The following is a 25692-nucleotide window of genomic DNA, read 5'->3' as shown; positions in this document are numbered from 1 at the left end:
TCCATCTTGTCTAGTTCGACCCTGACACTGCCCCAGCGCGAGCAGCACCGGCGTCCCTCGACAGCAGCAGCCGACGCCACCTCCACCGCTCCGCGCAGTCCCTGGGCGCGCACGCGCCGCGACCTCATCATCTGGCTCGTCCTGTCCGACCTCTTCGCCATCGCCGCCCCCATCTGGGCCGCTCTCCTGGGCGGCCACCTGTCACTGGTCTGGTCCGCGGCCACCGTGGGCATCACGATGGTGCTCATCGCCTGGTTCCTGGGCGCTCTCGGCATCGACGCCGTCGAGCAGGCCGGTCCCGGCACGGGCCGTTTCGTCGCCGCTGCCGCCGTGAGCCTCCCGGTCGCCCTGCTGCTGGCCGACCTCTCCGGTGTCGCCCGGACCACCCTGCTGACCGCCCTGGCGGTCCAGCTCCTCCTAGCCATCACCGGACGCTCCATCGAGTCCGGTTGGCTGCGGCGCCGTCGCCTCGAAGGCCACGCGCTGCGCCGCACCCTCATCGTCATGGGCTCGGGCGCCCAGCCCATGCTCACTCAGCTCCGCCGCCACCCCATGGACGGCTTCCTCATCGTGGGCTACCTGTCCTCCGGGCAGGACCGGGCCTTCCACTCGGCCGAGCCGGTGCGCAGCCCCCACCACATCGCCCAGACCCTGCACGCCGAGCGCATCGACGCCGTCATGACGATCGGATCGGTGACCCCGGAGGATCTGGTCACCCTCATGCGAGGGCTGGAGAACACCCAGGTGCGCCTCGTCGTCGCCCCCGGTCTGCAGGACGTCGTGCCCGGGCGTATGCGGGCGTTGACTGTCACCCATGGTTGGACCGGCCTCATCGCCATCAAGACCCGCCGCACCCGTGCTCTGGGCAAGGCCCTGTTCGACCGTCTGGCGGGCGCCATCGGGCTGGCACTCATCTCGCCGCTGCTGGCGGTCACCGCGATCGCGATCCGCATCGACTCCCCCGGACCGGTCTTCTACACCCAGACCCGCGTGGGGCAGAACGGCAAGCCCTTCACCATGTGGAAGTTCCGCTCCATGTACATCGACTCCGACGCCCGCCGCGCGTCGGTGGTCAAGGCCGGCGGCGACGCCGGCAACGAGGTCATGTTCAAGGACCGCCAGGACCCGCGCATCACCCACGTGGGCCGCTGGATCCGCCGCCTGTCGATTGATGAGCTGCCCCAGCTCATCAATGTCGTGCGCGGGGACATGAGCCTGGTGGGGCCCCGCCCCGCACTTCCCGTCGAGGTCGCCAAGTACGACGCCGAGGCACTGCGTCGTCTCCTGGTCAAGCCCGGACTGACCGGCCTGTGGCAGATCTCTGGACGTTCAGATTTGTCCTGGGCCTCCACCGTTGCCCTGGACCGCCACTACGTGGAGAACCGGGGCGGAGCCCTGGACGCGAAGATCTTCGCCGGAACGCTGCGCGCGGTTATCGGCGGAAAGGGAGCCTACTGATGATCACCGGCTACGTCCCGGGCGGTTTCGACATGCTGCACGTGGGACACCTCAACATCCTCACCGAGGCGGCCAAGCGCTGCGACCGCCTCATCGCGGGAGTCGCCACCGACGAGTCTCTGGAAAGGATGAAGGGGCGCGGCCCCATCGTGCCCCTGGCCGAACGCATGGCCATGGTGGCCGCCCTACGCATGGTGGACTCCGTGGTCCCCGACTATGACCAGGACAAGCGCCTGGCCTGGAAGCGCTCTCCCTTCGACGTGCTGTTCAAGGGCACCGACTGGGAGGGCACAGACAAGGGCCGCCGCCTCGAGGCCGAGATGGCGGAGGTCGGCGCCTCCGTGATCTACCTGCCCTACACACCCACCACCTCCTCGACGATGCTGCGACGCACCCTCGTCCAAGAGGTCGCCTCCCGCAGTCCCCAAGGGGCCAAGTGACCACTTCACGTAATGACTTCGAAGCGCCCGACAACCCGTCGAGCAGCATCGACTCCGCCTCCGCCGCCCCCGGTGCCGGCGATGGCGGAGGCAACCGATCCGACTCCAGCACCGCTCAGTCTGCCGTGGACCGTCCCGGTCTCCTCGCCCGCGCCGCGAGCGCTCTGCGTCCCCGGCGGCGAGCCACAAGCACCCGGAACGCCAAGGGCTCCGCATCGGCCGGCGACGGACAGGACACGGGTTCGGGACTCACCTCCGGAACCACCACCTCCCGCCTGGCTGCGACCTTCCGCATCCCTCAGTCGCGCGCGCAGCGTCAGCGGCTGCGCAAGCGCCTGTCCTCCCTGGCGGCGGTCCTATGCGTGACCGCCCTGGGAACGGCCGCCTGGCTTCACGAGGGCGTGGCCCAGGCCGATCTGCATCTCAACGACGGCGGCGTGTGGGTCACCTCCACCACCAACCACCTCGTGGCCCGCCTCAACTACCCCTCCCGCGAGGTCGACGGCACGATCCGCACCTCCTCATCCTCCTTCGACGTCACCCAGAACGCCGAGGACATCCTGGTCCCCGACACCGGTGACGCCTCGGTCTCCTCAGTCGACCCCTCCCAGGTCTCCTTCTCCGGACGCACCCAGCTCACCAAGGGCGTGACAGTCGCCCAGGGCGGCGACCGAGCCATCGCCGTCGACAAGGTCCAGGGCACCATCCGGGCCTCCAAGGCCAAGGCCGCCGGCTCCCTGGCCTCCGCCGCCCCGGTAGTCACCGGCATGCCCGACGTCGTGGCCGTCGTCGGCAAGGACGGCGCGATCCACGCGGCCTCGGCCACCAGCAAATCCCTGGTCTCTCTGGAGGCCGACGACAAGGGCTGGAAGGAGGCCACCAACACCTCCCTGACACTGACCTCCGGCACCGATCTGGCCATCACCGCCGTCGGCGACAAGCCCGTAGTCCTCGAGCGCTCCACCGGAATCCTCCACCTGCCCGAGGGCAAGACCGTCAACCTGGGCGCCGCCGGCCTGGCCCTCCAGCAGCCCGGCCCCGAGGCCGACTCGGTCCTGGTCGCCTCCCGCAACGAGCTCATCTCCGTCCCCCTCGACGGCGGCAAGGTCACCAAAACGCCGTCGGCCAAGGAGGATCCGGCACCCGAGGGCGTTGCGGCCCAGCCGGTGCGCCTGGGCAAGTGCGTCTACGCCGCCTGGTCCGGTTCGGGCCAGTTCGTGCGCAGCTGCTCGGGCCTGTTCGGCGGGACCGACACCATCCACGACGACAAACTCGCCTCCTCCTCTGCCCCGATCTTCCGGGTCAACCGCGACGCCATCGTGCTCAACGACCTGGAGTCGGGCTCGGTGTGGCTGCCCAACAATGACCTCGTCCTCATTGACGACTGGACGGACAAGACCGCCCAGACCGATGACAACGCCAATCAGAAGGACGACTCCGCCAACACCTCGGAGTCCCAGACGCCTCCGGAGCGCACCGAGGAGAACCACGCCCCCAAGGCTGTCGACGACAGCTTCGGCGTGCGCCCGGGCCGCTCGGCGCTCCTGCCCGTCCTGGCCAACGACTCCGACCCCGACGGGGACGTCCTCACGGCGACTCCGCAGGACAACGGCGGTTCGCTGGCCGCCACCAAGGCCCAGGGCGGGCTGGCCCTGCGCATGGACATCCCCGACAACGCCACCGGCAGCTACTCTGTGCCCTACACGGCCGACGACGGCCGTGGCATGAGCGACTCCGCCGTTGCCACCGTGGACGTCCACGGCTGGGAGGTCAACGCCGCCCCCAACCAGATCACCACGCCGACCCTCACCGTCGCCGAGGGCGCCTCCGGTTCCCTGGACGTGCTGGGCCATTGGCTCGACCCTGACGGGGACGACCTCTACCTGGTCTCCGCCCAGGGCGAGGGGATGGATGTCAAGGTCTCCAACGAGGGCACCGTCTCGGTGCGCGAACTCGGCGCCGGCACCGGTTCCCGGGATCTGACCGTCACCGTCTCCGACGGCCGGGAGACCACCTCCGGCGTGGTCAAGGTCGATGTGCAGCCAGCCCAGTCGGCCAAGCCGATTGCCAACGCCGACCACGTACGCGTCGTCGCCGGAACCAAGGCTGTCGTTTCGCCTCTGGACAACGACACCTCCCCCTCCGGGGGGACCCTGCGCCTGGCCGCGGTCCAGGACGCCCCGGCCGGGACCTCGATCGATATCGACCAGCAGGCAGGCGTCTTCACCTTCTCCACCGAAGCGAACGCCCAGGCCCAGACCTACTACCTCACTTACGACGTCATGGACGGGGCCAATACGGCTCAGGGGATCGTGCGCGTGGACGTCACCCCCAAGGCTGAGGCCACGGTGCCGCCCGAGGCCGAGAACGACACCGCCCTGCTGCGCAACGGCGGCTCGACAACCATTGCCCCACTTAACAACGACTTCGACCCCTCCGGAGGGATCCTGGTCCTGCAGTCGGTGAGCACTCCGCCGGACTCCGGGGTCACCGTCACGGTCGTGGACCACTCCCTGCTGCAGATCACCGCGGCCAGTACGGTCCCGGCCAATTTGACGGTCGACTACACCGTCACCAACGGCACCTCTTCCACCACCGGGAAGGTCGCGATTGTCCCCGTGACGCAGTCCCAGCCCCAGCCGCCGGTGGTCACCAACGACACCGCCGTCGTGCGAGCCGGCGACGTCGTCACCGCCAAGGTTCTGGACAACGACACCTCCCCCTCGGGGCTCAACCTGTCGGTGGACTCTCAGGTCAGCCTCGTCGGCGATGAGCTGGGCACCGCCTGGGTCAGCGAGAACACCGTTCGCTTCCGCGCCGGCGACCAGCCCGGACGCACCTCCTACGCCTACACGGCCAAGGACGATCAGGGGCAGACCGCTTCAGGTGTCCTCACCGTGGAGGTGCGCGCGCAGGACACCGAGCACAACTCCGCGCCCTCGCCGCAAAACCTCGAGGCCCGTACCCTAGCCGGCTCGGCCACGAACATCACCGTGCCCCTGGATGGCATCGACCCCGACGGCGACTCGGTGAGCCTCGTGGGCCTCAACCAGGCCCCCTCCCTGGGCTCGGTGGAGGTCAACTCCTCGTGGCTCACCTACAAGCCCGCCGAAGGCGCCACTGGTACCGACACCTTCACCTACGTCGTCGAGGATCGCTTCGGGGCCCAGTCCACCGGCACGGTCCGCGTGGGCGTCGCCCAGGCCTCCCCGGTCAACGTGGCCCCGGTGGCCACAGACGACCTGGTCGTGGCCAAACCGGGACGCACCGTGGCCGTGGACGTCCTGTCCAACGACTTGGACACCGACGGCGACACCCTGTCGCTGGAGGGCGACCCGGTCTCCAGCGACCCGTCGCTGGGCGTATCCACCCGTGCCGGACGCCTGGTGCTCAACCTGCCGGACAAAGAGGGCAACCACTCGGTCACCTACACCGTCTCCGACGGGCGCGGCGGCACCGACACGGGCACCGTCACCGTCCAGGTCTCCAGCAACGCCCCCCTGGCCAACCCGGTAGGCGTGGACGACTACGTCACCGTCGACCAGGTCGACGCCAACGGCAAGGTGACCATCCCGGTCCTGGACAACGACAAGGACACCGACGGCTCGCCGTGGGACCTCAAGCTCTCCTCCTCCGACCCCGACGTCGAGGTGGGCAAAGACTCCATCAGCCTCACGGTGGGCGAGACCCAGCGGCTCGTGCTCTACACGATCACCGATGCCGACGGACTGACCGGTCACGCCGTCGTCGTGGTTCCCGCCCGGTCCGCCCTGCGGCCCCGCATCAACCCCTCGGCCGTGCCCGCCCACGTTCTGGCGGACAAGACCACGGATATCAACCTGTCCTCCTACATCCTCACCCGTGAGGGAACCAAGCCCGTCATCCCGGACGCCTCGTCCATCCACATGGCCAAGGGCACCAAGGATGCCAAGATCACCTCGAGCGGGACGGGGCTGTCCTTCACGCCCGAGTCGGGCTTCACCGGTCAGACCTCGGTGACCTTCACCGTGGCCGACGGCACCGGCTCGGACGCGCTGAGCGCCACGCTCACGCTGCCGATCGTTGTGGATTCCTCGACGAACAAGCCGCCGACATTCACCCCCACCGAGGTGACGGTGGCGCCCGGAGAGGGGGCCGTCACGGCCAATCTGGCGGCCATGACCACCGACCCGGACCCGAGCGACAAGCTCTCCTTCCAGGCCGGCCCCGCCCCGAAGGGCTTCGATATCTCCCTAAGCGGCTCGACGCTGTCCGTCAAGGCCGCCGACAAAGCCACCGAAGGCACCACCGGCTCAGTTCCGATCACCGTCTCCGACGGCGTCAACCCGCCGGTCAACGCCTCCCTGCCCGTGCGGGTCAGCGCCTCCACCAAGCCGCTCATGACCACGGCTCCGATCAACCTGGAGTCCCGCAACGGCGAGGCGGTGAGCACCGACGTGTCCGCGGCGGTGAGCAATCCCTTCCCGGACAAGCCGATCACCCTGTCCGGTACCCCGACGATCACCTCCGGTGAGGGAACGGTGAGCGCTTCCGGCACCACGGTCACCATCACCCCGAACGCCGGCTTCCACGGCACTATCACCGCCCAGTACAAGGTGCTGGACTCCACCGGCTCCGAGTCACGGGCCGTCACCGGCACGATCACGGTGCAGGTCGGCGGCGTGGCGCCCACAGCCCCCTCCGGGCTGACCGTGGCGCCGGCGGGGGCCACCTCAGCGCGCGTGTCCTGGACCGATGGCTCCGCCAATGGCTCCCCCATCACCGGTTACAAGGTGAGTGTCGACGGCGTCGAGCAGACCTGCACGACCTCGAACTGCCTCATCAACAACCTGGTGCCCGGTCAGACCTACAACATCCAGGTGGTGGCCACCAACAAGTACGGCGACTCCAGTGCCGCATCGATGTCCTACCAGCACAATGCCACGGCCAAGACGCCGGCCGCGCCCACGCTGACAGCCGGCGCGGGGAGCCTCATCGTGCGTTGGTCCGAGGTGGACGACCCCTTCGGGGGCGCGTTGAGCTATGACGTGCGCCTGTCGGACGGGACGGTGCTCACGGGCCTGACCGGGGGATCGACGTCCATCGACGTCGCCCCGGGACGGGCCTACACCGCACAGGTGCGCGCCAAGTCGAGCCAAGGGACCGCTTCGGACTGGTCCTCCCCGTCCAACTCGGTGACGCCCTATGGCGAGCCCGGAACGCCCGGAACGCCCGTCATCACCCCCAACGGGGAGACCGTCGCCGTCAGCTGGCAGGCGGCCAACGGCAACGGCAGTTCCGTCAGCTACACGCTCCACTACTCCAACGGCAACACGAGCGATTCCAAGAGCGTCGGAGGCGCCACCTCCACCAGCGTCTCGCTGTCTCCCGGCACCTGGACCTTCTGGGTCGTGGCGGACAACGGCCACGGGACCAAGACCTCGGCCCAGGCCAGCTACACCTACAAGTCGACCCCGCTGGCCCCCTCGACCCCCGTCGTCAAGGCCACCGGCAACAGCGGCGAACTGTCCGTGAACGCCTCGCCCCGAGCCGGCAACGGCTGGAGCGTGGGCGATCTGTCGGTGGAGTACTCGGTCGACCAGGTCAACTGGACCAGCTCCTCGACCATCCGGGGCCTGACAGACGGGCAGGCCTACACGGTCTACGCCCGGGCCAACGGCGGCGGACAGTACTCCGACGTCGTCGCCTCCTCGCCGGTGGCACCCTACGGCCCGCCATCGGCGCCCTCGGTCAGCTGTGAGCTCACCGGCAAGAAGCAGAAGAAGGTCGAGTGCTCCTGGACGCCCGGGGCCAACAACGGGGCGGGCACCAGCTATGAGCAGACCGAGAACGGCGGCAAGACCGTCGACAGCATCGAAGTCGGCGAGACCTACGGAAGCAAGCTCAAGCGCGGAGAGTCACGCACCTGGTGCGTGCGCGCCAAGAACAACGCCGGCACCTCGGAGTGGGGCTGCGACACCGTCACCAGGCCGCCCAAGCAGGACGACGGCGACGATGATGATGACGACAGGGGCAACAATGTCCCGGTCGGCACCCAGCAGACCTTCACCATCGACTACACCCAGACCTGCTCACCACGGGGCTTCGGGCCCTGGGGGCGCTGTTACCAGATGGTTGTCGACCTGTACGGCAATCCCAACAGCACTCTGTCCTGTGGATACTGGTACTGGGACACCTGGGACTGGCAACCGGACCAGTACACAGAAGAGGTCGCCCTCGATAAGAACGGGTACGCCCGGCACAAGTTCCCCCACCGGACACCGAACTGGAACCAGACCATCACCTGCACCCAGCAGTGACCGGATCAGTGACCGGATCGATGCCCGCTACGCAACAACTCACACACTCACCCCCCTCCACCCGAAGGATCATTGATTCCATGCCGATGACCCCCGAGAACGCGACATGGTTCGCTGACGCCTTCTCCACCATTGTCAACAACGTCGGTCAGGCGCTGCTCGACAAGGACGATGTGATCAAGCTGGCCCTGACCACCATGCTCTCCGAGGGGCACCTCCTGCTCGAGGACGCCCCCGGCACCGGTAAGACGGCCCTGGCCCGGGCCCTGGCCGCCTCGGTGCAGGGGACACACTCGCGCATCCAGTTCACCCCCGATCTGCTGCCCAGCGACATCACGGGTGTGACGATCTACGACCAGAAGACCGGCTCATGGGACTTCCACGCCGGCCCGATCTTCTCCTCGATCGTCCTGGCCGACGAGATCAACCGGGCCAGCCCCAAGACCCAGTCGGCCCTCCTGGAGGTCATGGAGGAATCCCAGGTGACGGTCGACGGCGTGCGCCACACGACCGAGCGTCCCTTCATGGTCATCGCCACCCAGAACCCTATCGAGCAGGCCGGCACCTACCGCCTGCCCGAGGCCCAGCTGGACCGATTCCTCATGAAGGCCTCCGTGGGCTACCCGGGCCGGGAGGCGCTCACACGGATCCTGTCCAGCTCGGCCCACCCGGATCGCTCCAAGAACCTGTCCGCGGTGGTGGCCTCCTCCGTCGTGGCATCCATGGCCGACCTGGCCGCCACCAACCACATCGAGAACTCGGTGCTGGACTACATCGGCGCCCTGGTCGAGGCCACGCGGGACGCCGAGGAGACCCGCATGGGGGTGTCCACGCGCGGCGCCATCGGCATGGCCCGGGCCGCCCGTGTCTGGGCCGCCGCCCAGGGCCGCAACTTCGTCCTGCCCGACGATGTCAAGGACCTCGCCGATGTCGTGTGGGCCCACCGTCTGGTCATGGACCCCGATGCCGAGTTCACCGGCGCCACCGCCTCCGGCGTCATCACCGCTGCCCTGGGCCAGGTCCCCGCGCCCACGACCCGCGATTGAGCCGCATGCCGACTCAGACGACGTCGCAGACCTCTGCCCGCCAGGCCCGCCCGGGGTCCGCGGGCAGGACCGGCGCATCCGCCGCCTCCGCCGCAGCCTCACCGAAGTCCCCGGGAGCGTCGGCGTCCCCGGCACCCGCTGCGTCATCAGCATCGGCGAGCGCCGCCCTGGCCGCCAGGCCGGCGCGATCCCGGCTGATCGATGCCGTCGCAGTACTGCTGCGGCCACTGCGCTGGCTGCTGCACACCATCACCCCGATCGGATGGGGCAGTGCGGCACTACTGACGGCCTGCGGACTGACCGGTGCCGTCATGGGCTGGCAGGAGGCCTGGAGCGCCGCCATCGTCGTCGGCATTGTCGTGGCGAGCGCCTGGCTGTGGCTCATCCCCCGCGGCGGGTACTCGGTCAACCACAACCTGCTCGAGTCCCGTGTCACCGTGGGCGACCACGCCCTCATCCGGCTGACCGTCACCAACCCCCGCACCCGGCCGCTGCTGCCCTCGCGCATGGAAATGCCGGTGGGGCCCGGACGCGCCGTCTTCGTCGTCCCCACCCTGACCCCCCGGGCTATCCATGAGCGCGGATTCGTTCTGCCCACCCAGCGCCGCGGCATCGTCACCGTGGGCCCGGTCCTGGCGGTTCAGCGCGACCCGGTGGGACTGCTTCAGCGCGAGCGCTCCCTGACCACACCGCAGCACATCCACATCCACCCGCGCACTCTGCGCCTAGGCACCGTCCTGCACGGCGTCCTGCGCGACATCGAGGGCGCCGTCACCCAGGACCTGTCCAGCTCCGACGTCGCCTTCCACGCCCTGCGCGACTACGTTCCCGGAGATGATCGGCGCAACGTCCACTGGCGCACCACCGCGCGCACCGGCAAGCTCATGGTCCGTCAGTTCGAGGAAACGCGCCGCTCCAGCCTGCTCGTCCTACTGTCCACCCGCCAGGACGACTACGCCGGCGAAGAGGACTTCGAGACCGCGGTGTCCATCGCCTGCTCCCTGACCATGGACGCGATCCAGGATGGGCGTGAGGTCCGCTTCATCACCCAGATCGGCGCCCTGCCCGTCTCCTCGGCCCTGCGGATGCTGGACACGTCCTGTCTGCTGAGTACCGGTGAGGACGACATCAGCTGCGACCTCCTGGTGCGACACGCCTGTACGGCGCACCCCGAGGCCTCTATCGTCGTCCTTGTCACCGGTCAGCAGGTCGACCGCGCCACCCTGGCCCGGGCCCGCGGCTTCGCCCCCCTGTCCATGGTGGCCGTCACTCTGCGTGCAGGCCAGCACGGCCTGTCGCGTCACCACGCCGGAACGATGCCGGTTGTGGACATGGACCGTCTTGAGCAGCTTCCCACCGCCCTGAGGCGAGCACTATGACCCCCACGACGACCTCGACTACCTTGCCGCCGCGCACCGCGGACTCTCCGCTCTCCAGCTCCCCCGCCGGGGCGCCGTCCCCGGCCGAGGCCCCCTCGCGGGGTGCGGAGCGGCCCTCCGCGCGCTCGCCCGAGTCCGCCTCCTCCTGGTCGACGGCGACGTCGTCGCGTACTCGCAGCCTCTACAGCACCGAGACGACCCGACCGGCCCGGTCAATCACCGGGGCCGGCCCGCTCCTGTCGCGCCCGTCCCGACCGGCGCTCTCGGCCCGGCGCTTCCTACCCCCCAGGCGCGGCGCCAAGCCGCCCGCACCGGCGGTCGCCGCCCTCGAGCTGACCCTGATGGCCGGGATCCTAGCCATCGGCACGGTCCCCTTCCTGCCGGTCTTCGCCTCTCTCGCCGGCTGCCTGGCCGTCGGCTACGGAGCACTCGTCGGCGCCCTGACCGCGATGGTCTGCTCGCGTCTGCGCCTGTCGGTGCTGCCGAGCATGGCCGCCCTGGCCCTGGTGCACGTCCTGGTGGCCCCCTGGCTGCTGACCGACGTCGGCTCCGGGCTCACGGCCATCAAGACCGTTCTGGCCTCCACGGTCACCGTGTGGCGTGACGCCCTGACCGTGCCGATGCCACTGAGCTCCTTCAGCGGCATGACAGTGCTGCCGTGGCTGAGCGGGCTGATCGTCTCGGCGCTGGCGACCCGCCTCATTCTGGCCGGCCGCGAGGTCCTGGCAGGGCTGAGCCTGGTCCTGCTGCCCGCCGTCGGCATCGGCTGGGGCGGACAAGAGGCCGTGCGCCCCACCGTGCTGGGCACGCTATTCGTCGTCGGCATCCTGGCCCTGTGGACCTGCGGCTCTCTGCGGCAGCGGCGCAGCTACGTCATCGAGGCCCTGGACCTGAGCTCCTTCTCCACGACCTCGGGGGCGACCAGCGCCCGCTCCACCGGAGACCTCGGCCGAGCGGCCCTGCGCGGGGCGGTCATCGCGGCAGTCCTGCTCCTGGTCACCTCCCTAACCGCCCTGGTCCTCACCCCCACCGCTCCCACCTCCCGGACGGTGGTGCGCGATCTGTTCCAGCCGCCCCTGGACCTAACCGAGTACGCCAGTCCACTGTCCCTGGTGCGCACTCTGGAGACCGACAAGGCCCACACCCGGCTCATGAAGCCCTCTAACCTGCCCAAGGGCGGGCGCATCCGCATCGCCGCCCTGGACTCCTACGACGGCCTGTCGGCCCATATCGGACAGAACGCGAACGGCCAGTCGCGCTTCGAGCGCATCGGCGACAAGACCCAGCTGACGGCGAGCCGCATCGACGGGCGTAAGCAAACCTCGTCCCTGACGATCGAGAACTACAGCTTCCCCTGGGTCCCCACCATGCCCGAGACGATCCGCATCGAGTCCTCCGGCCAGCGCCAGTCGGCCCTACGCGAGGGCATGTACTACGACAAGTTCTCCTCCACCGGTATCGCCACCAGCGGCCTGGCCGAGGGCGATGTTCTCACCGAGCGGGTGGCTCCCTATACGCCGCCCTCCGAAGCGGCGCTCAACAAGGCCTCCATGGCACAGACCTCGTTGGGCCCGATCGAGCAGGTACCGCCGTCAGTGGCATCTCTGGCCAAGGAGATCGTCGGGGCGGAGTCCAACCCCATCGCCCAGATCCGGGCGCTCCAGCAGCGCCTGCGTACGAGCTACTACTCCGACGGAACCCAGAGCCCCTCGCAGCCGGGGCACGGAGCCGCCCGCATAGCCTCGATGGTGGAAGCGGACTCCCTTATCGGCGACGACGAGCAGTACTCGGTTCTCATGATGCTCATGTGCCGTTCGCTCAACATCCCGGCCCGCATCGTCATGGGCTTCGACCCGGCCACCGACGGTGACGCCAAGACCGTCACCGGTGAGGACGTCAAGGCTTGGGTGGAGATACCCTTCGAGGGCCTGGGCTGGGTGTCCTTCGACGTGACCCCGGACCGCGATCAGGTGCCCCAGCAGCAGACCACCCAGAAGGTCTCCAACCCCGAACCCAATGTCCTCCAGCCCCCGCTGCCCAACGAGGACCCGGCCCAGCTGCCCCCCAACTACGAGGACCCCCAGCGCGACGACCCTCAGGACGACGACAAGGGCGGTCTGCCGACCGCGGTCATCGTCGCCGGCGGTTCCATCCTCGCCGTCGCGGCGATCGTGGGCTCCATCCTGGGATGGAAGGCCTGGAGACGCAGCCGACGGCGTGGACGCACAGGCGTCGGCAAGGCCCTGGGTGCCTGGGAGGAGATCCTCGACCGTGCCCGTGACCTGGGGCGGGTCCCCGGATGGGGCGCCACCCGACGGGAAGCCGCCGCACAGCTGTCCCCACACTTCCCGCAGGTCGATCTGCCCCGCTTCGCCGGAGCAGTTGACACCCAGGTCTTCAGCTCTGGGGAGCCCGCAACGTACGCTCTAGGTGAGTTGTGGGAATCCTCAGACGTGATCGTCCGCTCCATGGGCGCGCAGCGCTCGCGCCTGGGGCGGGTGATGGCCCGCCTGTCCCCACGCTCTCTTATCCATCCCGCCGGGAGGCGGCCACGTCGACCCAGGAGGTTGCGGTCATGACGATCACGCTTGACGCCCGTAGCGGCGCCCCGACCGCTGTGGGACCACCGACGTCCTCTCAATCGTCCGATGACGCGTCGCAGGCCGCGATCGTGAGCCCGTACGGCATGATGCCGGTCACCCTCGCCGGTCCCGACGGCGACCAGGCCGACCCGCAGGACGCTCCCCGAACACGGGGCGCGGAGCCTTCGGAGCTCTCTGCGGACAAGCCGCACCCGCCCCGTCGTCGGCTCGCCCCGGCCCCGATCAGGGCTCGTGTCGTTGCCGGGGTCATTGACCTCGCTGTCGGGTCGCTCCTGACCGGAGGTTTGACCGCCCTCGTCTGGCAGGTGGGGGGCCGCCCGGTCCTGACCAGTGGACTGATCGCCTTCGGAGTGGTCGTCGCTCTGCGATGGCTCGCCATCGCCGCCACCGGCTGGTCCTTGGGGGGACTGCTGCTCAAGGTCCGCATGCTGGGGGCCCGCAACCAGGCCCCCTCAGCACTGGGCTCCTTCATCCACGCGGACCTCATCCTGGCCATCAGCGTCACCACGCTCGGCCTGGGCACCATCGCGCTCATGCGCACAGCGGCCGCAGACCCCGAGGGGCGCGGCTGGCACGACAAACTCTCCGGGATGGCGCTACTGCGCACCAGGGCGGCAAACCGGCCCGATCGGGGCGCCGTCTCCGCGTCCGAGTCCGCCGCCGGTGCGCCGACCGGTTCCAAGGCGGGCCCCGCATCGGGCTCGCAAAGCACTCCGGCCTCCGACGACGCCCGGGACGCCGCCGAGCGCGAGGCCCTCTACATCAAACCCACCGAGAAGGCCGCCGGGGCGGAGCCCACTCAACAGTCCTCCCCCGCGACCGGTTCTGAAGGCACTCCCCGGCCCCGTCGCCGGCGCTCCGAGAAAGCCGACAGGAGAGCGGATAAGAGGGCGGGAAGGGCTTCGAAACGCGCCTCCCGGGCAGATTCCACACGCACGCGGAAGGCTGCGGACTCCACCGCGGCCACCGTGGGCGCCCAGAGCGCCACCGAGGCCGGAATCGTCGCATCTCGCGGTGGGACCGCGCACCCGACGACCTCGGACCCGGTCTCCTCCTCGATCCGCCGGCCCCGCCCCGCCCGTCCCGGTCAGCCCGCCCGGCACGCCGGCCGCGCCATGGCCGCCGGCTCACATGACGACTCCTCGGCGGTCTCGAGAGGCAAGATCTCAGCCGACGGATACGGCGTCATTCAGGCGCCCAGGACGGCCGGAACCGCCTCCAGGACCACGGCCAGGGCCACCAGGGCGGCGACTGTGTCGTCCTCCTCGGCGGCATCGGCGTCCTCCGCCAGTCCTGCCGTCTCCGACGTCGACGCGGCGGCCGTCGCCGTGGCCTCCGCCACACCCATGGACCCTCAGGCCTCCGCGACGCTGGCCGCCGCTGAGGCCTCCGCCATGTCGGCCGAACAGAGGCAGTCGACACGATCGGCGCAGTCTGCGCCGTCAACCGACCGTTCGGCCGGCGGTGGCGCACCGTCTGCCGCCTCGCCCGCGGCGCCCGCCCAGAACACTGCGGAAGAGTCGGCAACGACCAGGACGGCCACGGGTACGCAGACCCCCACGAAGCCGGCCAACGCCCCTTCCGGGTCGGACCGCCCCGCCTCGAAGCAGTCCTCGCAGATGGACGCCGAAACCGCGACCCTCGAAGCGGTGGAGGACGCACCGGAGCACTCCGATGCCCTTGACGAGGCCGAGGTGCCGTCGACCCGCGCTCCCTCCTCACCGCGGCACCCGGCCGTCCATCAGTCCCCGGAAGCGACGACGCCCTCAGCGGAATCCTCCAAAACGGCGGCCGATTCCGAGACCTACCAGGCCTCAACTTCGCAAGATGCGACACCATCGACACAAGTCCCGCGCTCGAAAGCCACAAAGGCCGTAACATCACAGACGATGGAACCACGACACGCCCACGCCCAGCGCTGGAGGATTCAACCCGGTAGCTCCGGTAAGAAGTCCTCCGGTTCGTCTGCTGCCCCTGCCGAGGATCAGCGAGAGCCGGCGTCACAGCCCGGTGTTCCTCGCCGCGAGAGCCTCTTCACCTCCGAGCGGCACCGCTTCGCCGCCGGGGCGAGCTCGGCCCCGGAGGTCGCGCACACCTTCGACACCTCCAGCATCCTGCCCTCGGAGGACCGCAACACACAGGCGCTCATCGATTCAGTGCCCTGGTCATCGGTTCCCACCTCGGTGGACGCGGCCACGGTGGACTCCCTGCCGGAGGGAGTCATCGTCTCCGACGACGACTCACCCCTGCAGGCCTCTCCGGCCTCCTCCCAGCTGGACCTGACCGACCCCGCCACTGTGCCCGGCGGCGTACCGGCGACGTCGGCGGGCAATGCCCACCCCACCGTGCGCAGTCACCGCAGCCACGCCCAGACCTCCGGCGCCAGCGGCTCCGCGGGCCTGGCTGCATCGGAGGGGACGCCGTCGCGGCGCACTCACGCTTCACACCGTTTCCAGGGACCGGGGATCCCCGAGCCCGCAGAGGAACGGACGGCGCACAGCGACTCCCGCAACGACGAGAGTGCCGCGCAGGCCCCGGCCTCGCGTCGTGAGAGCCGTACCCCTGCCACCCCGGAGCACGCTTGGCCGAGTCCGACCGCCGCCAGCGCATCGGGACACGGCGCGGCCCGTACCGGGCACAGCGCCGGCAGTGCGGGTGCCGCAGCACCCGCCGAGACACCCGCCTCTCGGACCTCCGTCCCCACCCCGGTGCCCGCAGCAAGCGCTCAGACGGCCACGCCTTCGCTGCCGTCGGCCTCCTCGGCCGCCCCCGCCCTGTCGGTGCGTCTTGTCCCGCTGCTGGGCGGCAACCCGATCCTCATCCACGAGCCCACGGTCGTGGGCCGCGATCCCGACAACATCTCCGCCTACCCCGGCGCGGAACGAGTCGCCCTCGACGACCCCACGCGCTCGGTGTCCAAGACGCACGCGGCGATCTTCCCGCTGTTGGACGGAGTGTGGGTCACCGATCTGCACTCCACCAACGGCACCCGGGTGGAGTACCGCGACGGGCGCAACGTCGAGGCCGTACCAGACAAGGCGCTCTCGGCGCTGGAGGGCAGCACGATCTACTTCGGTCGCATCGCCTTCAAGGTGGAGGTCGTCTGAGCCCGGCACAGTTCCTTCAGCGTCGGGGCCCGCACTCTGCGAGAGTGCGGGCCCCGACTGCTTGACGCTTTGCGGTCCGGCCGGTGCCAGTTTCAGGGCGTGTCGACGCAGGCGGTCTTGGCCTGGGATGCCTTGCCGTCGGAGCGCACCGCGGTGACCTCCAGGCAGGTTCGCCCCTCCTGCGCCTCGACGACGACCTCGTTGGTGCGGATGGAGTCGACCTGAGTGTCCTCATCGGGCAGTTTGATCCGGTAGAGGTAGCTGCCGGTCCAGCCGGTCTCAGGCTCGCCCCAGGTGAACTTCACCGTACCGTCATCGAGCGGTTCGCCCTCGATATCGCCCACCATCGGCACCGAAGCCTGCAACGGATTGGCACCGGGCTGAGGAGCGATGGTGGCAATGGGGTTGTCCGGCTTCTTCCGCGTATCCCGGTTCTGGGAGAAGATAATCGCGCTGATGACGGCCGCAACCATGGCCACAACCAACAGGGCCGTCAGAACGGCCATCATTCGGCTTGGGCGGCTCGACTCGCCAGTCTCCGAGCCCGACGGCGAGCGCTTGTCGTCGCCGTCGGGCTCCACCCGCATGGCGATGTGCTCACTGGTGACGTCGACCTGGTTGAACACCCCCATCTTGGTGGCGGTGTCGTTCTCGTCGGAGCTGGGACGCCGCGCGGATTTCGCCGCCTTATCCGGCTCCTGGAACAGATCGACGGTGGTGATCGGCAGGTCGAGCTCGGCCTGGACCTGTTGGAGCGCCCGGGCGAAGGCCAGGGCGGTCGGATAGCGCGAGTCCGGATTCTTGTCCATGGCCACCGACAGCACGCGGTGCAGCGACGGCGGAGCGTCCTGGCGTCCCAGCGGCGGCAGGGGATCCTTGACGATGCGCCGGGAGAGCTCGTAGATGTCCGGAATCCCGTCGGTCTCGAAAGGGCTGCGCCCCGTGAGCATCGCGAAGGTCGTCGCGCCCAGGGAGTAGATGTCGGAGGCGGGGTTGGCCGAACGCATCCCGACCAGCTGCTCGGGAGGCGCCCAGGGCACGCTCATCCCCCGCAGCTCCTCGGAGGCCTCCGGGCCGCTCATGGCGGAGATGCCGAAGTCCGAGAGCACCGGGCGACGGTAGGTGGTGAACAGGATGTTCGCGGGCTTGATGTCCCGATGGACGATGCCGGCCCGGTGAGCGGTCTCCACCGCGCCGGCGATCTGGATCGCCGTCGACAGGGTCTCGGCGACGTTGAGAGGACCCTGGCGCAAGATGGCGCCCAACTGCGGCGGCGGACAGTACTCCATGACCAGGAAGGGGTGGCCATCGGCGGAGACGCCCGCGCCGTAGATGGACAGGATGGCCGGGTGGGATGAGACCCGCGCCATGAGATTCGCCTCCGACTCGAAGCGGGAGGCGGTCTTGTCCTCGACGTCAGCGTTCATGACCTTGACCGCGACCTCGCGGCGGGGCATGTGCTGCTCGAAGAGGTAGACCGTGGAGTAGCCTCCCGCTCCGAGTCTCTCCAGGTAGGTGAACCCAGAGATAACCGGAGGCGGTCCCTTGTGATCCAGCATCAGGGGAGATTCTCAAAGGCGAGGGTCTGGCCGTCGCCAAGGTCGAGAACGTCTCCGCTGCGCAGGAGTACCGGGTTCGCCGAGGACAGGCGCACGGGCGCCTCGTTCTGGCGGTTGAGAACGGTACCGTTGCAGTTGCCCAGGTCCTGGGCCAGCACGCTCCACGCATCCAAGTCGATGAGGATGTGGTTGCGCGAGACGAGCTGGTTGGGGCTGGCGACGGTCAGCGGACGGAGGGGGACCTCCGCGACGCTGGTGATGTCGTCCGCCACAGGGTTGCGACCCACCAGGAGGGGACGGTTGAGCTCGATGCTCTCGCCGCCAGAGGTGACCACGCGTCCCAGAGGGGGGCAGGCCACCGACTTGGCCGGACGGTTGAGCTCGGCTCCGCAGACACGGCACACGGTGTAGTTCGTGGGGTTGGGGTGGCCCTGGGGGCACACCGCCGACAGCACGATCCGTATGGCGTCGGGCTCACCGGGAGAACTCGCCGAGTCCGGGGACGCCGGGCTGGAGGGCCCAGAGCCCACAAGGGAGACGAGCTCGCCCACCAGATCCTCGGGCAGGCCGTTGATGGTCTGCCCGTCATGGTCCCCGCGACCGAGCTCCCCGGTGGAGGGCTCGTCGGCGGAGGACTGCACAAACTCGACCACCGTCTCAGCGGACTGCGCCGAGCGGCTCGGCTCCAGGGGGCCGAGCCCCTGGTTGAGCAGTTCGGCACGCAGCTCCTGGGAAAGGTCCTCGGGCAGGCCGTTGATGGTCTGCCCGTCATGGTCCCCGGAGCGTACGGGCTCGTCCTCGGCGTGCGCCTGCGCGGCGGCCTCGGCGACAGCGGTGGCCTCCGCGACCACAGCGGCCTCGGCGGCCTCGGCGGGCACGAAGTCGGCCGGGGCCTGGACGACCTCGGTGACCTCGGTGGCAGCGTCCTTGATACCAGCAGCCTCAAGATCCTCGCTCGACGGGGGTGGCGGGGGCGGGATCATGGCCTCTGCCTCCGGAGCGGAGGGGATCGGCAGGGCCGGGATATCGAAGACGGGGGCGATCATCATGTCCTGGTCGGAGGCCTCCGGCGAGGACGGGGTGGCGACCTCGGCAGTCTCAGGAGACTGGGAGTCCTCGGTCGCATCGGGAGCCCCGAAGGGCTCGGCACTGCGGGCACTGGAGGCCGAGCCAGCGCTCAGGCTCGTCTCCTCAGCTGCCTCGACGGGTTCAGCCGCCTCGGTGATTCCGGCGACAACGGCCAGCAGATCGGCGGGCCCGTCGGACTCGGCGACCTGGGCGACATCCTCGGGAGCACCCGAGACCTCGGCAGAGGCGGCGGACTGCCCGGTCACGCCGGCCTCGAACGACGCAGCGATCTCGGCACCATCGAGGGCCTGCTGCTCGGCGTTGTTCTGGGCAATCTCGATGAGGTCGTCGACGACGTCGGGAGAACCGGCGGTTTCGGCAGGCGCCCCTTCAGACGAATCATCCTGCTCCGAGTGGTCCGACGAGGCGGACTGCCGGCGCGAGGAACGGCGTGACGCCCGGCGGGAGGTCCGAGAGGGCCTCACCGCTGCGGCGGGGGAGCCGGCAGAGCCAGCGGAGCCGGGGGAGCCGGCGGAGATGGTGGAGTAGTCAGGACCGGCCGGGTCAGGGTCATCGTCGTCGGAGTCGCCGGACCCCTTCGACGATGCGTGGCTGGGGGACGGGGCCCCACCCGACTTCTCGGATCCGCGCAGCACCAGGTGGCCAGTGCTCACGACGGCGTCGACCGCCGGGCGACGCACCTGGCCGGCGCCGTCGGGCGCACTGACGATGACCGAGTTGGGGCCGGTCACCGTCGTCTCGAACCAGGTAGTGACCGCGGAGGCGTCCAGCGCCTTGCCGTCGACCTCCATCTGCGGGGCACCGCGCAGCGCCACGTGGAAGACGTCCTCAGGCGCCGAAACGGCGAGCACGAAGTCCGGGATCGCCCCCAGACGTCCGCCCATCCCCATCACCAGCTCATCCAGGGCCCGCGTCAGCGAAGCCTCTTCACTGCGCAGCAGCCGCCACAGGCGCTCAGTGAGGTCCTGCGGCACCGACGGGGGCAGGATCATCACAGCACGTGGCGTCACCACGCCCGTCCACGAACCCTCGGTCCACCAGACCTCGTTGTTCGCGCTGCTGTTCGGGCTGTTTGTCATCATATTTCTCCTCAACGGACGATACAGACACCGTCACCCAAGTATGCCTGCCGTCCCCGGTGCACGTACTCCGGTCGGCCCGGCGAGAGTCGGTGGACCCCCTCCTCGTCCTCGATATGGGTGCCGTTGGTGGAGCCCAGATCTGTGACAAGCACCCCATCGGAGGCGGGCACGAACAGTGCATGCGTCTTGGACACGGAGTCCTCCGAGCGGAGCACCGCAACGAGCTGAGCGTCCGGGTGGGACTCGATCGGGGCGGGCCTTCGCCCGAGGATAATCGGCCCCAGAACGGGGATTACTGACCCCTCAACCACCAGGGAGCAGGTCCACACCGAGGTCGGTCTAGCGCTGAGGAGGACCGTCCCGGCCAACCGGTCGAACCAGGTGCGCTGTTCAGCACGCCACAGTGAGAGGATCCACAAAACCAAGGGGGCGACCCCTGCGGTTGCCACCAAAGAAAAGCACAAAAATGCGACGTAAATCACCGCCGAGCGGCCGGGTGGGCCATTCGGGTCCGTCACCTTCCGAAGCCGGACACCCGTCACCAACCCCCCGAGTGTGGCACCGGTTATCGCCATCATGGCAGTCATCACAGCAATAAGCAGCACAACCACCCCAACAGCGAATAAGATTCCACAGCAGCGCTCCGTGACGGCACAGAGTGCGATGATGAGCCCGGCATCTACCAGCACGCGGACCACACGGCGGCGTGCGGATGCAGGCATAATTGTCGTATGTCGCTCTCGGGTCCTCATAGGACAGACATGGTAAGCGCCCAGTCCACTGCCTCGCAGTCAGACGAGGTCTCGGAAGGAGCACACAGTGCAGATCGCGGTCACGCCTGATCCCCAGCGATGGGTGATCATCCCGCCCTTCCCACCACCGGGCTGGGCGCGGGAGGAGGCGAGGCACCGCAGCGCCCACTTGGGAGTGACCGGCCCGCAGTGGCGCTCCGAGCTGGAGTCCCTGCTCAACGAGCTGCAGGCCATGGAGCGCCAGGGTCGCTTCGCGCGCCTCATGCACATCGATGACGTCTCCCATCCGCCCTTCGTTATCGACCTCAGCCTGGAGATCGCCAAGGATGACGGCTCCAAGGAGGGACGCCGCGCCACCCAGCGTCAGATCATCGCCGCGCTCCTGCCCGAGGCCGAGCTGGTGCGGCTGCGGCCGGGACCGGACATGGTGGGCTTCTCCGCCTTCTACGAGTCGAACGGTCCCACGCAGGGCGTCGTCGTCCTGCGCCTGGCCGGGCTACCCACAGTCCCGGTGGACCTGGTGATGCGCTTGTGGGGCGCCGCCGCCGAGGACATCGCCCCCAACCTGGACCACCTCGTCGAGCTGGCCCGTCAAGTCGCCCCCGTCGTCTGAACGGTCTTCGGACCGAACCGACCGTCACCGAGGTCGTCGGCAAGGTTGCCACCGGCCGCTCCCGTCTCCCCATCCCGCCCCCTCCCCCGCTTCATAGCCGCCTCATCAAGCCCTTCCCGTCTCTCCCCTGTCCCCCTCCGTCAGGACGCACGACCGCGCCGCCTCACGCCTCCAGCGCCTCCGCCGCCTCGAGCCACTGCTCCTCCAGCTCCGCATGGGCCGCCTGAGCGGCCACGAGCTCGCGGCCGAGCTCGGCCAGCTCCCCCACCCGAGCGGGATCGGCCGAAATCTCCTCCATGCGCACGTGCAGAGCGGCGACGACCTGGGACGAGCGCTCCATCCTCCGCTCGATGCGCGCCAGGGCCTTCCTCGCCTCGTGGCGCTTGGCCCCGCTCGTGGCGCCGCGTTCCGCCCGGGCCCCGCCCGCGATCGACGTCGTCGAGGAGCTCGCCGATGCGGCGGCGCCCCGGGCCGGGCCCGCGGCCTCACGGCGCAGCCGGAGGTACTGCTCGACCCCTCCGGGCAGGTCGCGCACACTCCCGTCGCCCAACAGGGCGACCTGGTGGTCGGTGACCCGCTCCAGGAGGTAGCGGTCGTGGGAGACGACGACGAGCGTGCCCGGGAAGGAGTCGAGGATGTCCTCAACAGCAGCCAGGGTGTCGGTGTCCAGGTCGTTGGTGGGCTCATCGAGCAGGAGCACGTTCGGCTCGGTCATGAGCAGGCGCAGCAGCTGGAGACGGCGGCGCTCCCCGCCGCTGACCTCCCCGACCCGGGTCCAGGCGCGCTGGCGGGTGAAGCCGAGGCGTTCGACGAGCTGGGCGGCGGTCATCTCCTTGTCACCGACCACAACGCGCTCCCCCACCATGGCCACGGCCTCGACGACGCGCAGATCCGCGAGCGCGTCGAGCTCATGGGTGGACTGGGACAGGGTGGCCACTTGGACGGTCTTGCCGCGTACGACGCGGCCGCCGGTGGGCTCCTGGACGCCTTCGAGCAGGCGCAGCAGGGTGGTCTTGCCGGCTCCGTTGACGCCGACGACGCCGACCCGCTCGCCCGGCGCGAGCCTGAGGGTGACGTGGCGCAGGACCTCCCGCTCGGCCCGGGCCCCGGCGCCGGCTCTGTCGGAGGAGACCGGGTAGCGCACGGTGACGTCCTCGAGGTCGAGGACTCTCTTGCCTAGGCGGGCGGTGGCCATGGCGGTCAGGGCCACCGTGTCGCGTGGGGGTGGCACGTCGGCGATGAGGGCCTCGGCGGCCTCGATGCGGAAGCGGGGCTTGGAGGTGCGGGCGGGGGCTCCGCGGCGCAGCCAGGCTAGCTCTTTGCGCAGGAGGTTCTCGCGCTTGACGGCAGCCAGGGCGGCCTGGCGGGCGCGCTCGGCGCGGGCCAGGACGTAGGCGGCGTATCCGCCGTCGTAGGTCTCGATGCGGCCTGCCACCTGGGGGCGGCCGCCGCCGGGGTCGACGCCGGGGACGACCTCCCACACGTTGGTGCAGATGGCGTCCAGGAACCAGCGGTCGTGGGTGACGGTAACCAGGGCCCCGGCGCCCCGTCCGCCAGAGCCGGAGAAGCGGGCCTGAAGATGGCGGGCCAGCCAGTCCACGCCCTCGACGTCGAGGTGGTTGGTGGGCTCGTCGAGGATGACGACGTCGGCGCGGCGGGTGAGGACCGCAGCCAGGGCGACACGGCGGCGCTGACCACCGGAGAGGGTGGCAACGTCCGCGTCGAGGTCGAGGTCGGCGATGAGTCCGGCGTGGATATCGCGCACGGCCGGATCGGAGGCCCACTCGTGCTCGGGGGCCTGGCCGTGGATGGCGGTGCGCACGGTGGCGCCGGACGGCAGGTCATCGGCCTGGCTGAGAACGGCCACGCTCACGCCGCCGGTGCGGGTGACGCGGCCGCCGTCGGGCTCCCGATGGCCAGCCAGGGCGGCCAGGAAGGTGGACTTGCCGGCGCCGTTGGGGCCCAGGACGCCGACGCGGGCGCCGTCCTCGAGCCCCAGGGTGACGTCCTCCAGGAGCAGGCGCGAACCGACGGTCAGGCGCAGGTTCTCCACACCGAGCAGGTGCGCCATCAGCCCACCACCCGGGCACCGGCCACGGGGGCGTCGGCGCGCAGAACGTCGGTGACCAGGCCCGAGGCCATCAGCGCGCGAGAGACCCGCTGAGCGCCGGCCGGGTTCTCGACCAGGGCGGCGATGGTGGGGCCCGATCCGGAGACGATGGCGCGCAGGGCCCCGGCCTCCTCGGCCACGGCGATGACCTGGGCCAGCTCGGGGCGCAGGTCGAGGGCTGCGGCCTGGAGATCGTTGTGCAGGGAGGCGGCCAGGGCGGGCGCGTCCCCGGCGCGCAGGGCCGAGGTGAGGGCCTCGGGCACATCCCGCACTGCGGGCGCTCCGGTACCGGTCAGCTCGTCGAAGCGACGGAAGACTGCGGGCGTGGACAGGCCCTCCTCGGCCAGGGCGAAGACCCAGTGGTAGGAGCCCCGGGTCATGATCGGGGTGACGAGATCGCCGCGGCCGGACCCGACGGCGGTGGCCCCGGTTAAGGGGAAGGGCACATCGGCCCCGAGTCGGGCGGCCAGGGCGGAGAGCTCGAGCAGCGATAGGCCTGTGCCCCACAGGATGTTGCAGGCCACGAGGGTGGCGGCGGCGTCGGCCGATCCCCCGGCCATGCCGCCGGCCACGGGAACGCGCTTGCGCAGGAGGAGGTCGACGCCCTCGCTCACGCCTGTGGTCTCGGCCAGGAGCTCGGCGGCCCGCACGGCCAGGTTGGAGGCATCGGTGGGGACGTCGGCGTCGGGCTCCTCGAGGGTGAGGGTGACGGTTCCGTGGTCCCGGGCGGACTGGCGACGGGCGGTGACGGTCTCGATGAGGCGCACGGCCTGGAAGACCGTGGTGAGCTGGTGGTAGCCGTCGGTGCCGGAGGCGCCGACGGACAGGAAGAGGTTGACCTTGCCGGGGGCCTCGACGCGCACGGAGCTGGCCGAGCCGCTGCGGGGCGGCGGCGTCGAGGGATCGCGAGGACCGGCGGGAACGCCGGGGACGGCGCGCAGGTGGTTCATGACTGCTCCTGAGAGGTGATGGGAGGCGTTGGCGCGGCGGCCTCATCGGCGTCGATGGGATGCAGCGCCTCGGCCAGTGCGGCGAAGGCGGTGATGTCGAGGGTCTCGCCGCGCCGCGTGGGGTCGATGCCGGCGGCGCGCAGGGCGGTCTCTGCGGCGTCGGCTCCTCCGGCCGCCTTCGCTAGGGCCTTGCGCAGGGTTTTGCGCCGCTGGGCGAAGGCGGCGTCGACGAGGGCGAAGACCTGTTCGCGGGTGGCGCGCGTGTCCGGGGGCCTGCGGCGGACGAGCTCGACAAGGGCGGAGTCGACGTTGGGCGCGGGCCAGAAGACGTGGCGGGAGATGGTGAGGGTGCGGCGGGCGGCGGCGTACCAGGCGGCCTTGACACTGGGGACACCGTAGGTGCGCGAGCCGGGCGCGGCGGCGAGGCGGTCGGCGACCTCGGCCTGGACCATGACGGTGATGGTCTCCAGACTGGGCAGGGTCTCCAGGACCGTGAGCAGGACGGGGACGGCCACGTTGTAGGGCAGGTTCGCCACGAGGCGAGTGGGCGGGGGGACATCGACCCCGCCCAGGGCCTCGGGCCCAGTGATGCTCAGCGCGTCGGCCTCGACGACGCCGAGGCGGTCGGCGGCCTCGGGCATGCGGTCGGCGACGGTGATGGGCAGGGCCCGGGCGAGGGCGGGATCGATCTCGACGGCGATGACGCGCGCCCCGGTCTCCAGCAGCGCCAGGGTGAGGGAGCCCAGGCCCGGGCCGATCTCCAGGACAGTGTCATCGGGCAGAACACCGGAGCTCCTGACGATGCGGCGCACGGTGCCGGCGTCATGGACGAAGTTCTGGCCCAGCGTCTTGGTGGGGCGGATGCCCAACGCTCGGGACAGGCCCCGGACCTCGGAAGGTCCCAGGAGGCCGGCGGCTCGGGAGCCCGGGGGCGTGGGCGCGTGCTGGTTCCGGGGGCGCCGGGCGTCTTCCGGGATGAGGTCCGCGCAAGCGGGGTCGGATGGGGCCTCAGAGGCGGCCTCGCAGGCTCCTGCAGGGCCAGGCCCGTTCGCTCGGGCGCCTCCTGCCGGGGGCACCTGTGAATCGGGTACCGGCAATGTCATGGGGACACAGTAATCGGCGCCCGCCCTTTGTCACTGTGAGATATCTGGGAACACGCAGTATGTTCTCTGACGGCCGGCAATGCCTCGCGAACCGCGCGGGGC

At 70.0% G+C, this 25692-nt stretch carries 14 protein-coding genes; 8 read left to right on the top strand and 6 right to left on the bottom strand.

Annotation, left to right across the window (positions count from 1 at the left end; genetic code table 11):
• Positions 1-6 precede the first annotated feature (6 nt).
• The 7 genes from FK256_RS07235 (at position 7) to FK256_RS07200 (ending at position 16332) form a co-directional block, all read left to right on the top strand.
• Positions 7-1458, top strand: coding sequence for a sugar transferase (locus FK256_RS07235; protein ID WP_021606968.1), 1452 nt, complete (start codon positions 7-9; stop codon positions 1456-1458).
• Positions 1458-1898: an FAD synthase family protein gene (locus FK256_RS07230; RefSeq protein ID WP_021606967.1), complete on the top strand. Its 441-nt coding sequence runs from the start codon at positions 1458-1460 to the stop codon at positions 1896-1898. The genes FK256_RS07235 and FK256_RS07230 overlap by 1 nt, the downstream gene beginning before the upstream one ends.
• Positions 1895-8197: an Ig-like domain-containing protein gene (locus FK256_RS07225; protein ID WP_141424276.1), complete on the top strand. Its 6303-nt coding sequence runs from the start codon at positions 1895-1897 to the stop codon at positions 8195-8197. The genes FK256_RS07230 and FK256_RS07225 overlap by 4 nt, the downstream gene beginning before the upstream one ends.
• A gap of 80 nt (positions 8198-8277) precedes the next feature.
• On the top strand, positions 8278-9243 hold the full coding sequence (locus FK256_RS07220) for an AAA family ATPase (RefSeq protein WP_141424275.1): 966 nt from the start codon (positions 8278-8280) through the stop codon (positions 9241-9243).
• A 5-nt stretch (positions 9244-9248) separates the two neighbouring features.
• Positions 9249-10622 carry a DUF58 domain-containing protein gene (locus FK256_RS07210; protein ID WP_197274124.1) on the top strand — a complete coding sequence of 458 codons (1374 nt, stop codon included), beginning with the start codon at positions 9249-9251 and terminating at the stop codon, positions 10620-10622.
• Complete coding sequence (locus FK256_RS07205; protein WP_141424274.1) at positions 10619-13201, top strand: transglutaminase-like domain-containing protein; 2583 nt, start codon at positions 10619-10621, stop codon at positions 13199-13201. Before FK256_RS07210 ends, FK256_RS07205 begins: the two co-directional genes overlap by 4 nt.
• Positions 13198-16332: an RDD family protein gene (locus FK256_RS07200; protein ID WP_141424273.1), complete on the top strand. Its 3135-nt coding sequence runs from the start codon at positions 13198-13200 to the stop codon at positions 16330-16332. Before FK256_RS07205 ends, FK256_RS07200 begins: the two co-directional genes overlap by 4 nt.
• A 92-nt stretch (positions 16333-16424) precedes the next feature.
• On the opposite strand, the gene FK256_RS07195 is transcribed toward FK256_RS07200, so the two are convergent.
• The 3 genes from FK256_RS07195 to FK256_RS07185 are packed head-to-tail and all read right to left on the bottom strand — an operon-like array spanning position 16425 to position 20637.
• The gene (locus FK256_RS07195; protein WP_141424272.1) at positions 16425-17891 is read right to left on the bottom strand and encodes a serine/threonine-protein kinase; all 1467 of its coding nucleotides are present in this window, start codon (positions 17889-17891) and stop codon (positions 16425-16427) included.
• Positions 17891-20062 carry an FHA domain-containing protein gene (locus FK256_RS07190; RefSeq protein WP_141424271.1) on the bottom strand — a complete coding sequence of 724 codons (2172 nt, stop codon included), beginning with the start codon at positions 20060-20062 and terminating at the stop codon, positions 17891-17893. Before FK256_RS07190 ends, FK256_RS07195 begins: the two co-directional genes overlap by 1 nt.
• Positions 20063-20070: 8 nt before the next feature.
• On the bottom strand, positions 20071-20637 hold the full coding sequence (locus FK256_RS07185; RefSeq protein WP_231681187.1) for an FHA domain-containing protein: 567 nt from the start codon (positions 20635-20637) through the stop codon (positions 20071-20073).
• Positions 20638-20881: 244 nt separating this feature from the next.
• Between FK256_RS07185 and FK256_RS07180 the strand changes: the two genes are divergently transcribed.
• Positions 20882-21427 (top strand): hypothetical protein, encoded by a 546-nt coding sequence (locus FK256_RS07180; protein WP_009234748.1) that lies wholly within the window; start codon positions 20882-20884, stop codon positions 21425-21427.
• Between the two features lie 163 nt (positions 21428-21590).
• On the opposite strand, the gene FK256_RS07175 is transcribed toward FK256_RS07180, so the two are convergent.
• The 3 genes from FK256_RS07175 to rsmA are packed head-to-tail and all read right to left on the bottom strand — an operon-like array spanning position 21591 to position 25590.
• The gene (locus tag FK256_RS07175) at positions 21591-23498 is read right to left on the bottom strand and encodes an ABC-F family ATP-binding cassette domain-containing protein (RefSeq protein WP_141424270.1); all 1908 of its coding nucleotides are present in this window, start codon (positions 23496-23498) and stop codon (positions 21591-21593) included.
• Positions 23498-24487: a 4-(cytidine 5'-diphospho)-2-C-methyl-D-erythritol kinase gene (locus FK256_RS07170; RefSeq protein ID WP_141424269.1), complete on the bottom strand. Its 990-nt coding sequence runs from the start codon at positions 24485-24487 to the stop codon at positions 23498-23500. The genes FK256_RS07175 and FK256_RS07170 overlap by 1 nt, the downstream gene beginning before the upstream one ends.
• Positions 24484-25590 carry a 16S rRNA (adenine(1518)-N(6)/adenine(1519)-N(6))-dimethyltransferase RsmA gene (rsmA, locus tag FK256_RS07165; RefSeq protein WP_141424268.1) on the bottom strand — a complete coding sequence of 369 codons (1107 nt, stop codon included), beginning with the start codon at positions 25588-25590 and terminating at the stop codon, positions 24484-24486. The genes FK256_RS07170 and rsmA overlap by 4 nt, the downstream gene beginning before the upstream one ends.
• Positions 25591-25692 lie beyond the last annotated feature (102 nt).

The sequence above is a fragment of the Actinomyces johnsonii genome (assembly GCF_006546835.1).
GTDB lineage: Bacteria > Actinomycetota > Actinomycetes > Actinomycetales > Actinomycetaceae > Actinomyces > Actinomyces johnsonii.
The sequence above is the reverse complement of the archived record's forward strand: the minus strand, read 5'-3'. Positions and strand labels throughout refer to the sequence as shown.